This window comes from Primorskyibacter flagellatus, from assembly GCF_014638275.1.
GTDB lineage: Bacteria > Pseudomonadota > Alphaproteobacteria > Rhodobacterales > Rhodobacteraceae > Pseudooceanicola > Pseudooceanicola flagellatus_A.
In genome coordinates, this window is sequence record NZ_BMFJ01000001.1 from 572,518 (window position 1) to 592,851 (window position 20,334).

24 protein-coding genes are annotated in these 20,334 nt (G+C 66.0%); 8 read left to right on the forward strand and 16 right to left on the reverse strand.

Translation table 11 applies throughout. From position 1 onward, the window contains the following. Positions 1-232 precede the first annotated feature (232 nt). The 7 genes from IEV87_RS02845 to IEV87_RS02875 form a co-directional block, all read right to left on the reverse strand. Positions 233-2,419: a 3-hydroxyacyl-CoA dehydrogenase NAD-binding domain-containing protein gene (locus IEV87_RS02845; RefSeq protein ID WP_188476115.1), complete on the reverse strand. Its 2,187-nt coding sequence runs from the start codon at positions 2,417-2,419 to the stop codon at positions 233-235. Between the two features lie 96 nt (positions 2,420-2,515). Next, entirely contained in the window at positions 2,516-3,727 is a 1,212-nt protein-coding gene (locus IEV87_RS02850; RefSeq protein ID WP_188476116.1) for an acetyl-CoA C-acetyltransferase, read from the reverse strand. Positions 3,728-3,754: 27 nt separating this feature from the next. Beyond that, positions 3,755-4,393 carry a glutathione S-transferase family protein gene (locus tag IEV87_RS02855; RefSeq protein WP_188476117.1) on the reverse strand — a complete coding sequence of 213 codons (639 nt, stop codon included), beginning with the start codon at positions 4,391-4,393 and terminating at the stop codon, positions 3,755-3,757. A gap of 311 nt (positions 4,394-4,704) precedes the next feature. Next, positions 4,705-4,917 carry a hypothetical protein gene (locus tag IEV87_RS02860; protein WP_188476118.1) on the reverse strand — a complete coding sequence of 71 codons (213 nt, stop codon included), beginning with the start codon at positions 4,915-4,917 and terminating at the stop codon, positions 4,705-4,707. A 114-nt stretch (positions 4,918-5,031) separates the two neighbouring features. After that, complete coding sequence (locus IEV87_RS02865; protein ID WP_188476119.1) at positions 5,032-6,810, reverse strand: acyl-CoA dehydrogenase C-terminal domain-containing protein; 1,779 nt, start codon at positions 6,808-6,810, stop codon at positions 5,032-5,034. A gap of 27 nt (positions 6,811-6,837) precedes the next feature. Then, positions 6,838-7,242: a MerR family transcriptional regulator gene (locus IEV87_RS02870; protein ID WP_188476120.1), complete on the reverse strand. Its 405-nt coding sequence runs from the start codon at positions 7,240-7,242 to the stop codon at positions 6,838-6,840. A 201-nt stretch (positions 7,243-7,443) separates the two neighbouring features. After that, positions 7,444-7,857 carry a MerR family transcriptional regulator gene (locus IEV87_RS02875; protein WP_188476121.1) on the reverse strand — a complete coding sequence of 138 codons (414 nt, stop codon included), beginning with the start codon at positions 7,855-7,857 and terminating at the stop codon, positions 7,444-7,446. Positions 7,858-8,020: 163 nt separating this feature from the next. On the opposite strand from IEV87_RS02875, the gene IEV87_RS02880 reads away from it, so the two are divergent. Genes IEV87_RS02880 through IEV87_RS02890 form a run of 3 tightly spaced genes read left to right on the forward strand, consistent with a single transcriptional unit; the run spans position 8,021 to position 10,362 of the window. Further along, positions 8,021-8,506: a PaaI family thioesterase gene (locus IEV87_RS02880; protein ID WP_373284022.1), complete on the forward strand. Its 486-nt coding sequence runs from the start codon at positions 8,021-8,023 to the stop codon at positions 8,504-8,506. 19 nt (positions 8,507-8,525) lie between these two features. Then, entirely contained in the window at positions 8,526-9,044 is a 519-nt protein-coding gene (locus IEV87_RS02885; RefSeq protein WP_188476122.1) for a PaaI family thioesterase, read from the forward strand. Continuing rightward, positions 9,037-10,362 carry an MATE family efflux transporter gene (locus IEV87_RS02890; RefSeq protein WP_188476123.1) on the forward strand — a complete coding sequence of 442 codons (1,326 nt, stop codon included), beginning with the start codon at positions 9,037-9,039 and terminating at the stop codon, positions 10,360-10,362. Before IEV87_RS02885 ends, IEV87_RS02890 begins: the two co-directional genes overlap by 8 nt. Before the next feature lie 123 nt (positions 10,363-10,485). On the opposite strand, the gene arsC is transcribed toward IEV87_RS02890, so the two are convergent. From arsC to IEV87_RS02905, 3 genes are read right to left on the reverse strand one after another with little or no spacing between them, the layout of a single operon-like run. Beyond that, positions 10,486-10,830 carry an arsenate reductase (glutaredoxin) gene (gene arsC / locus IEV87_RS02895; RefSeq protein ID WP_188476124.1) on the reverse strand — a complete coding sequence of 115 codons (345 nt, stop codon included), beginning with the start codon at positions 10,828-10,830 and terminating at the stop codon, positions 10,486-10,488. Then, positions 10,827-11,885: a quinone-dependent dihydroorotate dehydrogenase gene (locus IEV87_RS02900; protein ID WP_188476125.1), complete on the reverse strand. Its 1,059-nt coding sequence runs from the start codon at positions 11,883-11,885 to the stop codon at positions 10,827-10,829. The genes arsC and IEV87_RS02900 overlap by 4 nt, the downstream gene beginning before the upstream one ends. Then, positions 11,882-12,220, reverse strand: a complete 339-nt coding sequence (locus tag IEV87_RS02905; RefSeq protein ID WP_188478330.1) for a DUF952 domain-containing protein — start codon at positions 12,218-12,220, stop codon at positions 11,882-11,884. Before IEV87_RS02905 ends, IEV87_RS02900 begins: the two co-directional genes overlap by 4 nt. A 176-nt stretch (positions 12,221-12,396) precedes the next feature. Between IEV87_RS02905 and IEV87_RS02910 the strand changes: the two genes are divergently transcribed. Beyond that, positions 12,397-13,965, forward strand: a complete 1,569-nt coding sequence (locus IEV87_RS02910; protein ID WP_188476126.1) for a bifunctional metallophosphatase/5'-nucleotidase — start codon at positions 12,397-12,399, stop codon at positions 13,963-13,965. Between the two features lie 111 nt (positions 13,966-14,076). On the opposite strand, the gene IEV87_RS02915 is transcribed toward IEV87_RS02910, so the two are convergent. The 4 genes from IEV87_RS02915 to IEV87_RS02930 form a co-directional block, all read right to left on the reverse strand. After that, positions 14,077-14,808 (reverse strand): hypothetical protein, encoded by a 732-nt coding sequence (locus IEV87_RS02915; protein WP_188476127.1) that lies wholly within the window; start codon positions 14,806-14,808, stop codon positions 14,077-14,079. Positions 14,809-15,189: 381 nt separating this feature from the next. After that, positions 15,190-15,609: a hypothetical protein gene (locus IEV87_RS02920; RefSeq protein ID WP_188476128.1), complete on the reverse strand. Its 420-nt coding sequence runs from the start codon at positions 15,607-15,609 to the stop codon at positions 15,190-15,192. Between the two features lie 67 nt (positions 15,610-15,676). Then, a complete protein-coding gene (locus tag IEV87_RS02925) occupies positions 15,677-16,633 on the reverse strand; it encodes a pirin family protein (RefSeq protein ID WP_188476129.1) in 957 nt (318 codons plus the stop codon). Positions 16,634-16,648: 15 nt separating this feature from the next. Further along, on the reverse strand, positions 16,649-16,933 hold the full coding sequence (locus tag IEV87_RS02930) for a GNAT family N-acetyltransferase (RefSeq protein ID WP_188476130.1): 285 nt from the start codon (positions 16,931-16,933) through the stop codon (positions 16,649-16,651). Between the two features lie 123 nt (positions 16,934-17,056). On the opposite strand from IEV87_RS02930, the gene IEV87_RS02935 reads away from it, so the two are divergent. Both IEV87_RS02935 and IEV87_RS02940 read left to right on the forward strand, forming a co-directional pair. Then, on the forward strand, positions 17,057-17,365 hold the full coding sequence (locus tag IEV87_RS02935; protein WP_188476131.1) for a DnaJ family domain-containing protein: 309 nt from the start codon (positions 17,057-17,059) through the stop codon (positions 17,363-17,365). Then, the gene (locus IEV87_RS02940; protein ID WP_188476132.1) at positions 17,365-18,024 is read left to right on the forward strand and encodes an SOS response-associated peptidase; all 660 of its coding nucleotides are present in this window, start codon (positions 17,365-17,367) and stop codon (positions 18,022-18,024) included. Before IEV87_RS02935 ends, IEV87_RS02940 begins: the two co-directional genes overlap by 1 nt. Positions 18,025-18,033: 9 nt before the next feature. Here the strand turns inward: IEV87_RS02940 and IEV87_RS02945 are convergent, their stop codons facing one another. Then, a complete protein-coding gene (locus tag IEV87_RS02945) occupies positions 18,034-18,657 on the reverse strand; it encodes a hypothetical protein (RefSeq protein WP_188476133.1) in 624 nt (207 codons plus the stop codon). Between the two features lie 174 nt (positions 18,658-18,831). Then, positions 18,832-19,452 carry a hypothetical protein gene (locus IEV87_RS02950; protein ID WP_188476134.1) on the reverse strand — a complete coding sequence of 207 codons (621 nt, stop codon included), beginning with the start codon at positions 19,450-19,452 and terminating at the stop codon, positions 18,832-18,834. 176 nt (positions 19,453-19,628) lie between these two features. On the opposite strand from IEV87_RS02950, the gene IEV87_RS02955 reads away from it, so the two are divergent. Continuing rightward, entirely contained in the window at positions 19,629-19,967 is a 339-nt protein-coding gene (locus IEV87_RS02955) for a DUF883 family protein (protein WP_188476135.1), read from the forward strand. Between the two features lie 10 nt (positions 19,968-19,977). After that, positions 19,978-20,292, forward strand: a complete 315-nt coding sequence (locus IEV87_RS02960; RefSeq protein WP_188476136.1) for a phage holin family protein — start codon at positions 19,978-19,980, stop codon at positions 20,290-20,292. Positions 20,293-20,334: the final 42 nt, after the last annotated feature.

A 20,334-nucleotide genomic window follows, 5' to 3' on the forward strand; every position in this document is an offset into this window, starting at 1 on the left:
GGCGGTGTGGGACGCCTTGCGAGGTCGGACCAGTTTCAGGGGGCATCGCACGCGGCCTGAAAGGAGTCATCCTCCGGCTTGACCGAAGGAACTTTGTGACGGGAGATCCTCGGATCAAGTCCGAGGATGACCATCACCTGTGCCGGGCGCACAACTGCATGACCGACAGCCCGGCCAACACCGAAACGGCGACGCGACCCCACTAAGGCCGCGCCGCCGGTCGTCAGTCGGATCAGGCCGCCTTCTGGTCGCCGAAGCGGCCATAGAAGCTCTGCCCCTTGGCTGCCATCTCGCGCAGCAGGTCGGGGCAGTTGAAACGCGGACCGAACTTCTGGGCCAGCTGGTCGCAGCGTTCGGCCGCGTAGGGCGCGCCAAGGATGTCGAGCCAGCTGAACGGGCCGCCGGACCAGGGGGCGAAGCCCCAGCCCAGGATCGCACCGACGTCGCCTTCGCGTATGTCCTCCAGCACGCCTTCCTCTAGCGCGCGCACGGCCTCCAGCACCTGGGCGAACATCAGGCGATGCTGCACCTCGGTCACGTCGGGCTGTTCGTCCAGCGTGGGGGTGAGGCCCGAAAGGCCCTCCCACAGGCCGGTGCGTTTGCCCTTCTCGTCATAGCTGTAGAAGCCCGCATTCGACTTTCGGCCAAGCCGGCCCTGATCGTACAGCGCGACCATCAGGTCATCGACCGGCTTGTTGTCCGCCGGATACTTGTCACCCAGAGCGGCCTTGGTCGCCTTGGCGATCTTCACCGCCAGATCGATGGAGGTCTCGTCGATCAGTTGCAGTGGACCGACCGGCATGCCGAGCAGACGCGCGGCATTGTCCACCAGCGCCGGGGAGACGCCTTCGGCCACCATCCGTGCGCCCTCGTTCAGGTAGGGGATGATGCAGCGGTTGGCGTAGAAGAAGCGCGCGTCGTTCACCACGATCGGGGTCTTCCTGATCTGACGCACGTAATCGAGCGCCTTGGCCACCGCGCGGTTCCCGGTTTCCCTGCCCTTGATGATCTCGACCAGCGCCATCTTTTCCACCGGAGAGAAGAAGTGGATGCCAATGAACTGCTCCGCCCGCTTCGACGCCTTGGCGAGATCCGAGATCGGCAGGGTGGAGGTGTTGGTGGCGAAGATACAGTCCTCCGGCACCACGGCTTCGACCGCCTTGGTGACCTCGGCCTTCACGCCGACGTCCTCGAACACCGCCTCGATGATGAGGTCGGCGTCCGACAGCAGGGAATAGTCGGTCGTCGCGGTGATCTTGGACAGGATCGCCTGCGCCTTCTCGGGCGTGGACTTGCCGCGCTTGATGCCCTTATCGAAGTAGCTTTCGGCATATGCCTTGCCCTTGTCGGCTGCCTCCTGCTTCTGGTCGATCAGCACGACCTCGATCCCGGCCTGGGCCGAGACCAGCGCGATGCCCGCGCCCATCATCCCCGCGCCTATGACGCCCAGTTTCTTCACCTTCTGGTCGGGGGCGTCGGGCCGGTTCGCGCCTTTCTCAAGCGCCTCCTTGTTCAGGAAGAGCGACCGGATCATCGCGCCTGAGGAGGGATTCATGATGACATTGGTGAACCAGCGCGCCTCTATCTTCAGGGCGGTATCGAAGGGGACCATCGCGCCTTCGTAGACGGCCGAGAGCAGCGCCTTGGCCGCCGGGAAGGCGCCCCAGGTCTGGCCGTTCACCATTGCGTTCGCACCGACGAAGGTCTGGAACCCCGCCGGGTGGTAGGGGGCGCCGCCGGGCATCTTGTAGCCTTTGGCATCCCAGGGTTTCAGGATGTCGGCGTCGGTGGCCTTCAGGACCCAGTCCTTCGCGGCGGCCACCGGATCGGCGGCGACCTCGTCGATCAGGCCGGCCTTCTGCGCCGCCTTCGGATCGACAGACTTGCCCTGGAGCAGGTATTGCGATGCGCCCATCACCCCGAGCTTGCGCACCAGCCGGGTGGTGCCGCCGGAGCCGGGGAAGATACCGACCATGATCTCGGGCAGGCCGATGCGGGCCTTCGGGTTGTCGGCGGCAAAGATGCGGTGACAGGCGAGGGGCAGTTCCAGCCCGATCCCCATGGCGGTGCCGGGCAGGGCGGCCGCAATCGGCTTGCCGCCCTTCAGCGTCTTGGGATCCATGCCGGCGCGTTCGATCTTGCGCAGCATGTGGTGCAGGGACATGACGCCGTCGAAGACGCCCTCGGCCCCCTGTTCCTTCATCCCGGCCAGTACGTTCAGGTCCATTCCGGCGGCAAAGCTGTCCTTGGCAGAGGTGATGACGATGCCCTTCACCGCCTCGTCGGCCAGCGCGTCGGTGACGGCGGCATCGAGCTGCTCTGCCCCGGTCAGGGTGAGGACGTTCATGGACTTGCCGGGCAGGTCCCAGGTGATGATCGCGACGCCGTCGGCGTCCTTGGTCATGGTGAATTCGGTCATTTCAAATCTCCCTGATGGAGGTTTTCGCGACGCGGGCGCGGAGGACCCCCTCCCTGACCCTCCCCCTCACAGGGGGAGGGGAGCCCGCGCTCCGGTTCAAACGAGTTCGAGGATCGTGGCCGCGCCCATGCCGGAGGCGACGCAGAGCGTGGCGAGACCCGTGCCCTTGCCGGTGCGCTCCATCTCGTCCAGCAGGGTGCCGATGATGATTGCGCCGGAGGCACCGAGCGGGTGGCCCATGGCGATGGCGCCGCCGTTCACGTTGACCTTGCCATGGTCCACGTCGAAGGCCTGCATGAAACGCAGCACGACAGAGGAGAAGGCTTCGTTCACCTCGAACAGGTCGATGTCGCCGATCTCCATGCCCGCGGTCTTCAGCACCCGTTCCGTTGCGGGGACGGGGCCGGTCAGCATGATCGTCGGGTCGGTGCCGATGCGTGAGGTCGCGCGGATGCGGGCGCGGGGCTTCAGGCCCCAGGCCTCGCCGAATTCCTTCGATCCGACAAGCACCGCGGCAGACCCGTCAACGATGCCGGAGGAGTTGCCTGCGTGGTGGACGTGGTTGATCCGCTCGAGATGCGGGTATTTCAGTTTCGCCACGTTGTCGAAGCCCGGCATCACCTCTCCCATGTCCTTGAACGAAGCCTTCAGCCCGCCAAGCGACTGCATGTCGGTGCCGGGGCGCATGTATTCGTCCCTGTCGAGGATCGTCAGGCCGTTCACGTCGGTCACCGGCACGATGGATTTTGCGAACCGGCTGTCGGCCCAGGCGGCCGCCGCGCGCTTCTGGCTTTCCACGGCAAAGGCGTCCACGTCATCGCGCGAGAATCCGAATTCGGTCGCGATGATGTCGGCGGAAATGCCCTGTGGGACGAAATAGTCGTCCATCGCCACGGTCGGGTCCACCGCCACGGCGGCCCCGTCCGATCCCATGGGCACGCGGCTCATCATCTCGACCCCGCCGGCGATATAGGCCTCGCCCGCACCGCCCTTGACCTGGTTGGCGGCCAGGTTCACCGCCTCCATGCCGGAGGCGCAGAAACGGTTGATCGACAGGCCGGGAATGCGCTCGTCGAGATCGGAGGCGAGCACGGTCGTACGCGCCAGGCAGCCGCCCTGTTCCATGGCCTGGGTCGCATTGCCCCAGATCACGTCCTCGATCGCGTGGCCGTCAAAGCCGCAGCGCTCGCGGAGCGCGTTGAGCATCTGTTTGCCAAGCGCAACCGAGGTCACCTCGTGCAGGGAGCCGTCGGCGCGGCCCTTGCCGCGCGGGGAGCGGATGGCGTCGTAGATATAGGCGTCGGACATAGGTGCCTCCTTCTTCGTTCGATTGCGTCAGAGGCCGCGGTCGGAGGGCCGGCCGGGCATCAGGTCATAGGGGTGTTTCCAGCCGGGCAGGCTTTCGATATTGCCCAGCCATCGGTCGATCTCGGGCCAGTCCTTGCGGTCGAAACCGAAGGGCTCGGGGTAGAAGAGGTAGCCGCAACAGCAGAAATCGGCGTGGCTCGGCTCCGACCCGACGAGCCAGTCGCGGCCCCTGAGCGCGGTATCCAGCGTCTTGAACGCAGCCTTCAGGCGACCGCCGATGAAGCCGATGACCTCCTGCGGACGTTTTTCTTCCGGAAGGAAGTTCATCAGGAACCGCTGCGTGCCGCACTGGGAGGACATCTTGTGATTGTCCCAGAACATCCAGCGCGTGACCTCGCGCGCCTCCTCCCTGGAGGACCCGCCGAACTTGCCGGTCTTCTCCGAGATGTACATCTGGATCACGCCGGACTGGGTCAGGGTGACATCGCCGTCGACCAGCACCGGAACCTCGCCCATGACGTTCAGCGCCTGATATTCCGGGCTGCGCGCCTGGCCGCCGAAGAAATCCACCTTCTCGGCCTGCCAGTCGAGACCGGAGAGTTCCAGCGGCAGCGCCGCCTTGTAGGCATTGCCGCTTTCGCCGAAGCAGTAGAGCTTGATCGTCATCGTTGTCCTCCCTTGGACGTTCCTCGGCGAGGGGCCGGCCCCTCGCGCACCCCGGAGTATTTCCGGCAAGATGAAGGGGCGGTTCATCTCGCGTTAATTGTACCGCGTCTAACCTCGTCCCGCGTCACAGGCTGGAGAGCCGATGGACGTGCAAGGTGAAGCCCCGTTCCGACAGATCGGGTAGCCAATCGCGTGGCGCGGGACGGGGCGGATCATCAGCGGTAAATTCGTCTTCATCTTGCCCGAAATACTCCCGCCGAAGGCGTGCTTCCGCAACCGCATAGACCGGGGTCCGGATGTGCGCGGATCGCTCACCTCTTGCGGTCCTCCAGTTCCGAATTGAACAGCCGCAGACGGTGCGTGAGGTTGTCCTCGTCCGTAACGCTGTCGAAGTTCTCGAAGAGGAAGGACAGGGCCTCTCCTTCGTCCAGCCCGGATTCCGTCGCGAACCTTTTCAGGCGACGATAGGCGTCCTCCGTCATGGCGACGGGGAAGCGGCGGGTCAGGCGGAAGCGTTTGGGCATCTCTCCTCCGGGGCGGGTGTCCGGATGCCCGGCCATCCCCATGGCCGGACATCCGCAGTCCGTGAGCGGAGGCTTTGCCCCCTGTCGGTGACCGGCGCGGGTTGGGTCCCGCGCTCAGAAACTTGCCGCGTCCAGCGCCATGACGGGCGCCGCGCCGGAGGTGATCCGGGCGACATGCATGGCACAGGCGGGCAGGCGGCGGGCCATGTAGTAGCGCCCGGTCGCCAGTTTGGAGTCGTAGAAATCGCGGTCCGAGGCATCGCCGGCCAGCGCGGCCTTGGCCGCCACCGCCATGCGCGCCCACATGTAGCCGAGGCAGACGTGGCCGAAGAGATGCATGAAGTCGTAGGACCCCGCGAGCGCCTCGTTCGGGTTCTTCATGCCCTGCTGCATGAAGAACATCGCGGCTTCCTGCAGCTGCTTGGAGGCGGTCTTGAGCGGGTCCATGAACCCGGCCCTCAGGTCCTCATCGGCGGAGTTGTCCTTTATGAAGGTTTTGATCTCCTCGAAGAAGGCCATGGCGGGCTTGCCGCCGCCCGCCGCGAGCTTGCGGCCGACGAGGTCGAGCGCCTGAACGCCATTGGCGCCTTCGTAGATCATGGCGATGCGGGCGTCGCGGGTGAACTGCGACATGCCCCATTCCTCGATGTAGCCGTGGCCGCCGTAGACCTGCTGCGCGAGCACCGTCATGTCGAAGCCCTGGTCGGTCAGAAAGCCCTTGAGAACCGGGGTCATCAGCGACACCAGCCCTTCGGCCTTGTCGTCGCCGTTGCGGTGCGAGCGGTCGATCAGCGAGGCGGACCAGAGGCCAAAGGCGCGCGCGCCTTCCACGAAGGATTTCTGATCCATCAGCGAACGCCGGATGTCGGGGTGCACGATCAGCGGATCGGCGGGGCCTTCGGGATTCTCCGCACCGGTGATGGCGCGGCCCTGCAGGCGGTCCTTGGCGTAGGAGAGGGCGTTTTCGTAAGCCACGGTCGCCTGGGACAGGCCCTGCATCGCCACGCCGAGCCGGGCTTCGTTCATCATGGTAAACATGGCACGCATGCCCTTGTGTTCCTCACCGAGGAGCCAGCCTTTCGCGCCGTCGTAGTTCATCACGCAGGTGGCATTGCCGTGAATGCCCATCTTCTCTTCGATCTTGCCGACGGAGACGGCATTGCGCTCTCCGGGGGTGTTGTCGTCCTTCACGAGGAACTTCGGCACGATGAAGAGAGAGACGCCCTTGATACCCTCGGGACCGCCGGGGATCTTGGCAAGCACGAGGTGGATCACGTTTTCCGACATGTCGTGATCGCCGGCAGAGATGAAGATCTTCTGCCCGGTGATCGCGTAGCTGCCGTCGTCCTGAGGTTCCGCCTTGGTGCGCATGAGGCCAAGGTCGGTGCCGCAATGCGGCTCCGTCAGGTTCATGGTGCCGGTCCATTCGCAGGTGACCATCTTGGGCAGATAGGTCTGCTTCTGCTCGTCCGTGCCGTGGGCGTGGATGGCGGAATAGGCGCCATGGGTCAGGCCCGGGTACATCATGAAGGCCATGTTGGCGGCGGAGAAGATCTCTCCGGTCGCCGTCGACAGCACGTGGGGCAGGCCCTGGCCGCCGTATTCCGGATCGCAGTCGAGGCCCGTCCAGCCGCCCTCGCGGAACTGGTCGAAGGCTTCCTTGAAGCCCTTGGGGGTGCGCACGACGCCGTTTTCCAGCGTCACGCCTTCCTTGTCGCCGACCGCGTTCAGCGGTGCAAAGACATCTGAGGAGAGCTTGCCGGCCTCTTCCAGGATCGCGGCGGTGAAGTCGCGATCGAGGTCCTCGTAACCCGGCACATCCTGTTCGGATGCCTTCAGGACGTCGTGCAGGATGAACTGCATGTCCTTCACGGGGGCGGTATAGGTCGGCATGGCTCTCTCCCAATGCGGGCGGCCGGGTTATTCGGCCGCGTTCTTCTGTCCTTCCAGGGACACGATGATCTTCGCGCCCCAGTCCATCTGTTCCCGCAGTTCCGCGATGGCCTGGTTCAGCTCATCCCGGCGGGCCTCCATTTCGGCCAGGCGCTGCTCGGCGATCTCGTAGGTCTTGACCAGCTGGGTGTGCTGCTGGTCGCCCATGTCGTAGAGATCGAGAAGCTGGCGCAGGTCTTCGAGGCTGAATCCGAAACGCTTACCGCGCAGGATCAGTTTCAGCCGCGCCCGGTCGCGCCGGGTGAAAAGACGCTTCTGGCCTTCGCGGATCGGGAACAGCAGCTCCTTCGCTTCGTAGAACCGCAGGGTGCGCGCGGTCACCTGATAGGCGTCGCACATCTCGCGGATGGTCATCAGTCGTTCGGTGTCCATGACTTCTTTCCGTCAATTTTGATCGACTGGTCAAAAATCAGAACGTACCCTCGTTTACAATAGAAGTTGACGTTAACGTAAGCGATACGTCGCGTCATTTTCAGGTTGACGTAAGATCAGCCAAGGTTGCCGCCGGGTCAGTGAAATTTTTGTAAAGGCAGGACTGCGATTTTCCGTTCTGACGGGTATGTTTAGGCCCTGTCAGTCCTCGACGATGTCACTGACCGCGGAGGTTGATTCGTCATAGACCTCCAGAGAGGCGGCGGTGCGGTCCCGAAGGGCCTGCAGTTCCGAGATCGTCTCCTCGATCTGCTCGCGCTGCGTGGTCAGTTCGGCAAGCTGCGCATCGGCGTTCTCGATCCAGCTCTGCATCTGCGCGGCCGATCCTTCTTCGTCGTAGATGTCGAGCCACTGACGGATCGCCTCGAGCGAAAAGCCGTATTTGCGCCCGCGCAGGATCAGCTTCATGCGGGCGCAGTCGCGCGATCCGTAAAAGCGGGACCGGCCCTCGCGCTCGGGGTGCAGCAGTTCGATATACTCGTAATAGCGCAGGGTGCGCGGGGTCACGTCGAACCTTGCACACATATCCTTGAACCCGATCCGTGCCTCACCCATGCCGATACCTTCCGCCCTTGAACTGCCCGCGCATCCCGACATCACGCCGAGAAATGACGCCGGGTCATTTTGGCGGGTTCCGGGCGCGCTCGCAAGCGTCGTGACGGGGTAAGACCTTGCCCTGACGCGACAATGCCGATCATATACCGGGAAAGGAGCCACGATGTCCGATACCTCCGAATTCCAGCCTTCAGGCGCCGACGGGTCGCCCGCGGGCGAGGACATGGCGCGGGTCGCCCGCGACTTCATGGAATCGCTGCCCCATGCGAAGGCGCTGAACCTGTCGCTGCTGGCGCTCGGGCCGGGAACGGCCCAATTCTCTCTGCCCTATGACGCGGCACTTGTCGGCGATCCCGACACCGGCGTGCTGCACGGCGGGGCGGTGTCGGCGCTGCTCGACACGGCCTGCGGCGCGGCGGTCATCATGCATCCGGAGGGGACGGAGGGTACGGCGACGCTGGATCTCCGGATCGACTACATGCGCGCGGCAACGCCCGGCCAACGGCTGATCGCACGCGCCGAATGCTATCACGTGACCCGAAACGTGGCCTTCGCACGGGCGGTGGCGCTGGACGACGATTCCGACCGGCCCGTCGCCTCGGCCACCGGGGCGTTCTCCTTCACGGCCAGGCAAAGGGACGGCGTTTGATGCAGGACAGCAGACTGGCATGAGCGGGACGGGACAGGGCCGGCCGGAGCCGGTGCAGGTGGTCAAGCAGAGACGCGACGCGGCGCTGGCCGGGCTGGTGGCACGGGTGCCCTACATCCGCTTCCTCGGGGTGAGCTTCGAGCGGCGCGGGGATGAACTTACGGCGGTTATGCCCTTTGAGGATAAGCTGATCGGCAACCCGATGCTGCCCGCCCTGCACGGCGGGGCCACGGCGGGGTTCCTCGAGGTGACGGCGATCATCGGCCTGGGCTGGGCGCTGCTCTGGGATGAAATCGAGGGGGTGGAGCGGGGCGGGGCGCAGGCGCCGGTCCGGCTGCCCAAGACTATCGACTTCACCGTGGATTACCTTCGCTCGGGCCTGCCGCGGGACGCCTATGCGCGGGCGCATGTGACGCGGGCGGGGCGGCGCTATTCCTCGGTCCGGGTGGCGGCCTGGCAGGACAACCGCGACCGTCCGTTCGCCGAGGCGACGGGCCATTTCCTGATGCCCGCGCGGGCTGCTGGCAAGGATGGCTGACCCGGTCACGCACCGCCGGGTGCTGAAGATCGCGCTGCCGATCGTGCTGTCCAATGCGACCGTGCCGCTGCTGGCGGCGGTCGACACCGGCGTCGTCGGCCAGCTGGGAGAGGCCGCGCCGATCGGGGCTGTGGCGGTCGGCGGGATCACCCTGACGGCGATCTACTGGATCTTCGGTTTCCTCAGGATGGGCACCACCGGGCTGACCGCCAATGCCATCGGCGCAGGGCAGCCGTGGGAGGTCGCCGCGCTGCTGACGCGGGCGCTGCTGATCGCGGGGGCCGGCGGGCTGGCGCTGATCCTGCTGCAATGGCCAGTCTTCGCCGGGGCTTTCGCCCTGTCCCCGGCCAGTGCGGAGGTCGAGGAGATGGCACGGCAGTATATGGCGATCCGTATCTGGTCCGCCCCGGCGGCGATCGCGGTCTTCGGGCTCACCGGCTGGCTGATCGCGCAGGAACGCACGGCGGCGGTGCTGGTGGTGCAGCTGGTGATGAACGGCATGAACATGGGTCTGGACGTGCTCTTCGTGCTCGGCTTTGACTGGGGCGTGCCGGGGGTGGCGGTGGCGACCTTCCTGTCGGAGTGGGCGGGGTGCCTGGTCGGACTGTGGCTCTGCCGCGCGGCGTTCCGCAATCCGGCCTGGCGGGACTGGGGACGGGTGTTCGACCGGGTGCGCCTGATCCGGATGGCGGTGGTGAACCGGGACATCCTGATCCGGTCGATGCTGCTTGAGGTGATCCTCGTTTCCTTCGTCTACTTCGGGTCGGACTTCGGCGACGTTCAGCTGGCGGCGAACCAGGTGCTGACGCAGTTCATGTTCATCACGGCTTACGCAATGGACGGTTTCGCCTTCGCGGCAGAGGCCTTCGTCGGCCAGGCGCTTGGCCGGCGCGACCGGGCTGCGCTGCGACGCGGGGCAGTGATGACCGGCATCTGGGGCTTTGCGATCTGCGTTGCGCTGGCGCTGGCCTTCGCGCTGGCCGGTGGGCTGATCGTGGACCTGATGGCCAAGGCGGAGCCGGTGCGCGAGGCGGCCCGCGCCTATCTGCCGTGGATGGTTGCCGCGCCGCTGATCGGCTGCGCCTGCTGGATGTTTGACGGCATCTTCATCGGCGCGGCCCGGTCGCGCGACATGCGCAACATGATGGCGGTGAGCTTCGTGATCTATTTCGCCGCGGTCTGGGCGCTGGTGCCGGTCTTCGGCAACCACGGGCTCTGGATGGCGCTGCTGATCTCCTTCGCCGCGCGGGGGGCGACGCTGGCGATCCGCTATCCCGCGCTCGAAGCCTCGGCGGATGCCCCGGCGGAGACGGCGTGAGGGGGCGCTGCCCCCGTCGCTGACGCGACTCCCCCGGGATATTTGAGAAACCAAAGAAGACCGACCCGTTTCTTTGGTTTCTCAAATATCCCGGGTGGTCCGGAGGGCAGGGCCCTCCGGCGCTCAGGCTCCGAGCAGCGGCAGGACGTTTTCCGGCGGACGGCCGATGGCGGCACCGTTATCGGTGATGAGGATCGGACGTTCGATCAGGATCGGGTTTTCGGCCATGGCGCGGATCAGCGTGTCCTCCGGCGTCTCGTCGGAGAGGCCGAGTTCGCGGAACACCTTCTCGCCTATGCGCATCATTGCCAGCGGGGCTACGCCGAGCGCGGCCATGACGGCGCGGATCTCCTCCTCCGATGGCGGGTCGAGGAGATAGGGGCGGATGTGCGGGCGATAGCCCTGCGCCTCGATCAGGGCGAGGGTCTGGCGCGACTTGGTGCAGCGGGGATTGTGCCAGAGGATCACAGCCAGTCCTTTCGTCCGGTTCCGGTGGCCTCGGAGATATTCGCGAAACCGTCGCGTTCAAGCAGCGTGTCGAGGTCGCGGGCGATGTCCGCCGCGAGCGACAGGCCGTGATAGGCGAGCCCGGTGTAGAGTTGCACGGCAGAAGCACCGGCGCGGATCTTGTCGTAGGCTTCCTCTCCGCTTGCAATGCCGCCGACGCCGATCAGCGGGACCTGGCCGTCGGTGATCTCGTGCAGGCGGGCCAGCACCTGGGTCGAGCGATGGAACAGCGGTGCGCCCGACAGGCCGCCCTTTTCGTCGCGGTGGCGCGAGCGCAGCCCGCGGCGGGACAGGGTGGTGTTGGTTGCGATGATGCCGTCGACGCCGCGATAGATCACCACGCGCGCGACATCGGCGAGTTCGGTGTCGCTGAGATCCGGCGCGATCTTGAGGAAGACGGGAATGCGGCGGGGCAGCCAGTTGCGCGCCTCCACCACACCCTGCAGCAGGGCCTCGAGCGCGGAGGCGCCCTGCAGGTCGCGCAGGTTCTCGGTATTGGGTGAGGAGACGTTGACCGTGGCGAAGTCGAGATATTCGCCGCAGCGCGACAGCACGCGGGCAAAGTCCTCTGCCCGGTCGGCGCTGTCCTTGTTGGCGCCGATGTTCAGACCGACGATGGTGCCCTCGGGGCGGGCGGCGAGGCGGGTCGCAATCCGCTCCATTCCTTCGTTGTTGAAACCGAACCGGTTGATGACGCCGCCGTCCTCGGCCAGGCGGAACATGCGGGGGCGCGGGTTGCCGGGTTGCGGGCGCGGGGTCGCGGCGCCGACCTCGAGAAAGCCGAAACCGGCGCGGGACAGCGGGGCGAGGCATTCGGCGTTCTTGTCGAAGCCGGCGGCGAGGCCGACCGGGTTGGGCAGCGACAGACCGGCGAGGGTGGTGCGCAGGCGGGGCGAGGTGACCTCGCCCTCCGTCGGGACGAGACCGGATTTCAGCGCCATCAGCGCCAGCCGGTGCGCGGTTTCCGGGTCGGCCATGCGCAGCGCGGCCAGTCCGATCCGTTCGATGGTCTTCATGTCATGCGGTCCGGGAACTGGTGCTGACCGTCCGCGAGCGGCAGGGGCGCGTGCCAGGCGACGTCGTCCAGGGTCAGGCTGCGGTAGAGATGGGGAAACTCCACCCCTCCGCGCGACACCTCCCATTTCAGCGCGTCGCCCAGGGGGGCGGTGTCGACGGCTGTGAGGATCAGGTCCTGTGCCCCGGCAAAGTGTTTCGCTGCGGTTTCGGCGGCCTGCGTGGCGGTGGAGAAGTGGATGAAGCCGTCCGCCAGGTCGACCGGCGCACCCCGGGTCTCGCCTGTGGCGACGAGGGCCTGCCATTCATCGGCACGGAATATCTTGTAGATCAGCATGGCGAAGGGGATGCCCCGCCCGGGCGGACCCGTCAAGGCATTGCATCGTGCCGCCCCGGGGGCGCTGCCCCAAGGTCATGGCGCACCGCCGCGGGCGCAGGCGGAGTTCCGCTTTGACTCCCGCGGCCAATGCGGTGCAGCATCCCTGCAGTATCACCCCAATCAGAGGACCTGCCATGTCTGTCCGTTTCCTTTCCAGTGTTGCGGCGCTTGCCCTGTCGGCCGGCACCGCTATGGCCGATTATTCGCTGACCATTCTTCACACCAACGATTTCCACGCCCGGTTTGAACCGATCAGCAAGTATGACTCCGGCTGTTCGGCCGAGGACAACGCCGAAGGCAAGTGCTTTGGCGGCTCTGCCCGTCTGATGACCGCGATCACCGAAGCGCGGGCGCGGTCCAACAACTCCCTCCTCGTGGACGGGGGGGACCAGTTCCAGGGCACGCTGTTCTACACCTATTACAAGGGCAAGCTGGCCGCGGAGATGATGAACAAGGAAGGCTATGACGCGATGACCGTGGGCAACCACGAATTCGACGACGGCCCCGAGGTTCTGCGCGGCTTCATGGATGCGGTCAATTTCCCGGTGCTGATGAGCAACGCGGACGTGTCGGGTGAGCCGCTGCTGGCCGACAAGCTGATGAAGTCCACGGTGATCGAGAAGGGCGGCGAGAAGATCGGCCTGATCGGGCTGACGCCGCAGGACACGGACGAACTGGCCTCTCCCGGACCGAACATCACCTTCTCCGATCCGGTTGAGGCGGTGCAGGGCGAGGTTGACAAGCTGACCGCGGAGGGCGTCAACAAGATCGTGGTGCTGAGCCATTCCGGATACAACGTGGACAAGCGCGTGGCCGAGGGCACCACGGGTGTCGACGTCATCGTGGGCGGGCATTCCAACACCCTGCTCGGCGACATGGAAGGGGCGGAGGGCCCCTATCCGACGATGGTCGGGTCGACCGCCATCGTGTCGGCCTATGCCTACGGCAAATTCCTGGGTGAGCTGAATGTGACCTTCGACGACGAGGGCAACGTGACGGAGGCCGCGGGCGCGCCGATCATCATGGACGCCGCCGTGGCCGAGGACGAAGCGACCAAGGCCCGCATCGCGGAGGCCGCCGCGCCGCTGGACGAGATCCGCAACAAGGTCGTGGCAGAAACCGCAGAGGCCATCGACGGCGACAAGAACGCCTGCCGCACCGGCGAATGCGCCATGGGCAACCTGGTGGCCGACGCGATGCTGGACCGGGTGAAGGATCAGGGCGTGACCATCGCGATTGCCAACGGCGGGGGGCTGCGCGCCTCGATCGACGCGGGCGAGGTGACCATGGGCGAGGTGCTGACCGTGCTGCCGTTCCAGAACACCCTGTCGACCTTCGAGACCACGGGGGAAACGGTGGTGGCCGCGCTTGAGAACGGCGTCAGCCAGCTCGAGGATGTGGCGGGGCGCTTTGCCCAGGTTGCGGGGCTGAAGTACACCTTCGATCCGGCTGCCGAAGCGGGATCGCGGATTTCCGACGTCATGGTGATGGAGGGCGATGCCTGGGTGCCGATCGACCCGGCGAAGACCTACCTCGCGGTGACCAACAACTACGTGCGGGGCGGTGGCGACGGCTACAAGATGTTCAGCGATGCGCCGAACGCCTATGACTTCGGTCCGGACCTCGCCGACGTGACGGCGGAGTACCTGGCAGCGCAGGGGCCGTACAAGCCCTACACCGACGGGCGGATCACCAAGAAGTAAGGGCTCGACGCGTCCAGAAGCGAAACCCGCCGGAGCGATCCGGCGGGTTTTTCGTTTCGTGGGTATTGCGGACAAGCACATCGTGCCGCGCAGGATCGGTTTCTGACCGCATCACCCCCGGTAGGGGAACCGGGCGTAGAGCGAGATGTTCGAGCTCTGCTCCACCTCGCTTGCGGACTTCAGCGACAGGACGAAATGGGACTTGGCCGCGGCCTCGGGGCGGCCGAAGCGCCGTGCCATGATGACCGGCCGGTATTGGGAGGCGATGTGGCCCATGTCCTGCCCATGCACCTCGGCGCCGGGAAGGGCCTCGCGCAGCGCCCGCTCGGCTTCTCCGGTGCGGTGAAGCTCGGCCATGCGGCGGTCCAGTTTCGTCAGCGTCTGCTGCACGCCCTGACGCCAGACGATGTTCCAGTCGTAGGAGGTCAGGCCGCCGTCGGAGGAGAAGTCCGGATTGCCGGTACGCTGGCCGATCTCCGCGTCCTCCTGATCCCGGTTGCGATGCATGACGAGGAAGTCGTTCGGCGGGTTCATGGGGTTGTGGACCTGCCGTTCCTGGAACACCCAGTAGGCGAAGGCATGGGCCGAGGCGACGCGCATGGTCATGCGGCGCGGGGTGGTCATCGCCTCGTACATCGCATCGAGAATTTCGATCAGGTCCTTTGCCGTGCCGTAGACACCCATGGCCTGCCCGTAGAGCGAACGAAGCCGGCTGAGCCCGGCCAGAACGCCGCCCGCCTGCTGCATCCGTTCCAGTCCGACCGCTTCGAGTTCGGCCCAGAGCGCGTCTGCAATGGCCTGTGCCGATTGCCGGCCCGCCGGGTTAAGTGGTGCCTGTCCCATGTCAAATCCTTGTCTGAAAACGTGGCGCGACGCGGCCGGGGCCGGTCGGCGGTGCTTAATTGCCGCCTGGGACCAGTCTAGGGGCGGTGTCCCCGGTCGCGAAGGCGTTGCTGACGCGGGGGGGAGGTGGGCGGAATCCTGCCTGACGTGGCAGGAGATCTCCGGGTCAAACCCGAGGATGACGGTCAGCGGATTGAATGGCGGCGCGGACAGGGGCGCGCGGGGACAGCCCGGGCTGCGGGTTTCCGAGACCGGCGATCAACCCGCACCCGCAGGATCGGTGATTTTATCTTTCATTCCCCGACCGTTGTCCCGAAAGCGACATCGAGGATTTCCCCGGCCTGCCGCATATCCCCCCCGGCGATTTCCGCCTTGCTCAGGTCAGGATCGTAGATCCACGTAGCCCCGCGCATTCAGGTCGGCAACCAGCCTGGCGGAGGGCTTGCCCGTCAGTTCGGCGAGGGAAGAGACCGGCGCGGCCTCCAGCGCGCGGAAGACGGCGATCGGGTCGGGGCCGGGCCGGGCGGCGGCAGAGGACCAGCCGAGCGCCCCTGCGACCGTCACCGCCACCCCCATGACCAGAACGAAGCCGGTCAGCGGACGCCGGAGGTAGAGTTGCAGCGGCCGCCAGAATGCCGCGACCTGAACCAGTGCGACACCGGCCAGCGCCAGCCCGGCCAGCATGTGCACTTCGCGCGGGGGCGGGCCGCCGGTATCAAACAGCAGCACCGCTCCGGTCAGGCCCGCGATCAGGACGGTTGCGACGGTCAGCGGACTTGTGCCGATGGCGGGGCGGGTCATGCGCGGGTCTCCTTCGGTATTCTTGCCTTTGTCGACCCTGATACGCGTGCCCGCCGCGCTTCCGTCGCTAGCGCTTGATCTTCATGCGATCCATGTCGTCGGTGATCGGGATATATTCCGAGGTGTCGCCGGGCGGCAGACGGAAGGGCCCGCTGTCCCAGTCGGCGGCCTTCCACGCGGTCTTGGCCTCTTCGATCCGGTCGGGCGAGGAGGAGACGAAGTTCCACCACATGTATCGCGGACCGTTCAGCGTTTCACCGCCAAGGGCCAGCACCCGCGCGCCCTTGGCCCCGGCGCGGACGGTGATGCGGTCGCCGGGGCGGAAGACCATCATGCGACCGGTGGCGAAGGTCTCTCCGGCGATCACGATCTCACCGCTCAGGACGTACAGCCCGCGGTCCTCGTGTTCATCCGGCAGAGGCAGGGCGGCACCGGGGGCGAGGGTCACGTCGGCATAGAAGATTTCCGACTGCATCGTCACCGGCGCGCGTTCACCCCAGGCAGTGCCGAGGATCAGGCGGGCGGTGCTTCCGGACTCCTCAAGCAGAGGCAGCGCCTCTTTCTTGTGGTGCTCGAAGGTCGGGGCCATCTCCTCCCGGTCCTCGGGCAGGGCCACCCAGGTCTGGATGCCGAGCAGGCTGTGCGGCGCCTGCCGGACGGCTTCGGAGGTGCGTTCGGAGTGGGTGACGCCCCGGCCTGCCAGCATCCAGTTCACTTCTCCGGGCCGGATCGTCTGGTGTGATCCGATGGAGTCGCGATGTTCAAACGCGCCCTTCATCAGATAGGTGACGGTGCCCAGGCCGATATGGGGATGCGGGCGGACGTCGATGCCGTGGCCGGTGACGAATTCCGCCGGTCCCATCTGGTCGAAGAAGATGAAGGGCCCCACCATCTGGCGGTCCATCGATGGAAGGGCGCGCCGCACCTCGAACCCGCCGAGGTCACGGGCGCGGGGGATGATGACCGTCTCGATACTGTCGAGCCCGGTTTCGCAGTCGGGGGCGTGGGTGGGGTTCCAGCTCATCTCGGTCTCCTGTTCTCAGACAAAGACGTCTGCCCATTCGGGATGCCGCTTCGCCTGTGCCTTCACGAAGGGGCAGAGCGCGACGACGGTGGTGCCCGTGGCGCGGGCATCGGCGACCAGCGCCTCCACCAGCGCCTTGCCGACTCCCTTGCCGCCAAGCGCATCCGGCACGCCGGTGTGGTCGGCGATGATGCGGTGCGGGCTCATGCGGGAATAGGTCAGCTCGGCCTCGTGGCCGTCCACGGTCACGGTGAACCGGCCCTTGGTCTCGCCGTCTTCCTTGCGGATGTCGTAGGTCATGGGGTGCTCCTCTCTTTCTGGGTCAAAGATTGGCACGGGCCGGGGGAAAGTCATCTGGCGATTGCTGCACAGGTGGCGTGCGGGGGCTTCCACCGGTGCCCCGGACCGCCTACATTGGTGCGCATGGACCACCCTCTGATCGACCTCATCTCGGCCAAAATCGCCGAGGCGGAGCGCAACGGCGACTTCGACAACCTGCCGGGCGCGGGCAAGCCGCTGCCGCGCCATGACGATCCGGAGAACGCGCTGCTGAACCGGGTGATGCGTGAGAACGCCGCCGAGCCGGAGTTTGTCACCCTGTCGAAGAAGTTGCGCGCCCTGCGGGAGGAGCTGGCGGGCGAGGGGGATCGCGACCGGCGCATCGCGATCATGAAAGACATGTCGATGATGGAGGCCCGCATCGACCTGGCCCGGCGCGCCTGGGTGCGCTGATGTGCGGGCGGTTCGCCGTCACCCTGCCGCCGGATGCGGTGGCGCAGCTGTTCCGGGCGATGCCGGCAAACGACCTCGCCGACGTGCCGAACTTCAACGTCTGTCCCACGGTTCCGGTCAATGTCGTACGCCTGTCGGGGGATGACCGGCAGCTGATCGCGATTAGATGGGGCTTTGTTCCGCACTGGTACAAGAAGCTGAACGACGGACCCCTGCTGATCAACGCGCGGGCCGAAACGATTGCCGAAAAACCCGCGTTCCGGGCGGCGGCGCGGGACCGGCGCTGCCTGATCCCGATGGACGGGTTCTACGAATGGGACCGGGCGGGCGACCGGAAGCTGCCGTGGTTCATCCACCGGCGGGACGGCGCGCCCATGGTCATGGCCGGCATCTGGCAGGACTGGGAGCGGGACGGAGAGCGGGTGACGGCCTGCGCCATCGTCACGACGGAAGCGGAAGGTCGGATGGCGGAGGTGCACAACCGCATTCCGGTGATCCTGGAAGAACAGGACTGGGGCCTGTGGCTGGGTGAGGACGGCAAGGGCGCCGCGCGTCTGATGACGGCAGCGTCGGACACGGTCTATGCGATGTACCGGGTCGGGACCGAGGTCAACTCGAACCGCGCGACGGGGCCGGGGCTGGTCGAACCGCTGGCGTAGGCCCGCGGCCTAGTTGTTGCCCAGCCCAAGCGTCGTGGTCAGGCCAAGGGCCAGACCGTTGCCGACCTTGCGCACCGTGCCGCCCAGATCGGCCAGCGTCTTGCCGAGCCCGTCTGCGACCTTCACCACCACGCCGTCCTTGCCGACCACGTTGCCGTTGTAATCGATCAGGTCGCCGTAGTTCACGCTGGCATTGGGTTCGCCGATCTTGACCTCGCCCTTCATGTTCGAAAACCACTGCTTCTTCTGGAAGCTCAGCTTCAGGCCGGGCTGGACGATGAAGGACCAGGACTTGTTCTTGTTGATCGCGTCGCTGCTCCACGACCCGTTGGTCGCCTCCACCTTGATCGCCGCGTTGACGAGGTTGTGGAACTTGATCTCATCACCGTAATTCGCGTGTACCGTGTTCGGAAAGAAGGTGTCGCCGACGATGTAGATCGTCTGCACCACCCCGGTGACCTCCACGTCGGACCCGGAGCCGGTGCTCTGGTTGTTGCCTTGGGAGGAACAGCCGCCGAGCAGGCAGGCGATCAGGTCACCGACACCCGCGCGCGACGGGATCGCGGTGGCGGTCATAAGGCCGAGGCCGAGGGTCAGGGAGAGAATTGCGGATTTAAGGGATTCGCGCGTCATGGTACCACGTCGTAATGTCTACTCGGTTAAATCGTTAACCTTGGAATGTGGCGCGGACGGGGCATAAATTTGGAAATCCGCCTGCCTGCTGCCGCAATGCAGCATTCAGGCGAAACGGCATCTTTGCAGAAAAGGTCGGTGATGCGCGGCGAACCGGGGCGCCGCGCCAAGGCTTCAGTTGTTGCCGAGCCCAAGCGTCGTGGTCAGCCCCTTGGTCAGCCCGTCGCCGACGGTGCGAACGGTTCCGCCAAGGCTGGCGAGGGTGTAGCCCAGCCCGTCCGCCGTCTTAACCACCACGCCGTCCTTGCCGACCACATTGCCGGCATAGTCGACCAGGTCGCCGAAATCGAAAGCGGACGGCGGGTTGCCGATGATGATCTGTCCGGACATGGACGAGAAGAACGAGGATTTCTGGAACGACAGCTTGGTGTTGGATTGCACGACAAGCGACCACGACTGGTTCTTGTAGAGCGTCCCGCTGGACCACGAACTGTCGGATGCGCGCACCTTGTGGCCGCTGCTGGTGAGATTGTAGAACTTCACCTCGTCGCCGGGCTTCACGCGGACCTCGCGCGGGAAATAGACATCCCCGGCAATATAGACGACGTGAATGATGCCGGTCGGCGGCACGGTGGAGCCGGAGCTTCCGCTGCCGCTGCTGCAGCCCAGAATACACCCCAGCAGATCGCCCAGGTCGGCGCGGGACGGTGTCGCGCTGCCGCCGATCAGGGATGCTGCGACAACCGCGCAGAGAAGACCGCTACGGAAACCGGGAAGGCGGATCTTGGTGGGCATGTCGGCTGTCTTCCTTTCATTCATGGGAAAATTTTATGCAAAACAATTGCGGCGGAACTGTGCCGGGTTTGCGGTGAATCCTGTACACAGGGTCGCCCGCGGGAACATTTCATCGGGGGTGGCGTTGATACGGCGACATCAGGAAACAACAGCTGGCAACGACAAGGAGACAGCTCATGGCACGCACCGAAACCGCCAACGGCTCCACAGCCGCAACCAAGCCCACCTCTGACGATCTGCGCGAACAGATTGCCGTGCTTCAGGCCGATGTGGCCAAGCTTACCCGCACCATGGGTGACTTCGGCCGCGCGCAGGGCGAACAGGCCAAGGCCGCCGCGACCCGCACAGCGGAAGACCTTCGCCTGCGGGCCGATCACCTGCGTCAGGACGCCGAGGCGCAGCTGCGCACCGGTTACGCGCAGGCCGAAACCGCCGTCCGTGACAACCCCGCCGCCGCAGTGGGCCTTGCCGCCGGGATCGGCTTTGTCCTGGGGCTGCTGTCCAGCCGCCGCTGAGGGGGTGCCTATGCTGCATTCGCTGAAACTGTCGCTGCGCCGCGCGGGCTTTGGCCTGGGCGGCGCGCTTCTGATGGTGGTGGGGGTCGGCTTCCTGACCGCAGCCGCCTGGCTGATCCTGTCCGAAGCCCGCGGCGCGCAGTTCGCCGCGCTGGTCATCGGTTTCGGGTATGTCGGTGCAGGGGCGGTGGTCATGGCTGTCGGAACCAGAAGGGTCCCTCACGCGCCCGCGCCCGGAATCACCGCCAGCGGTCTGAGCGCGGCCTTCGCGCAGGGCTTCGGGGCAGGGGTCGCGACGCGATCCTCCATGCGCGGCAACCGTTAGGTCGACCTTTCGGGACTGGGACGGCGCCGCCTCCGGTGTCGC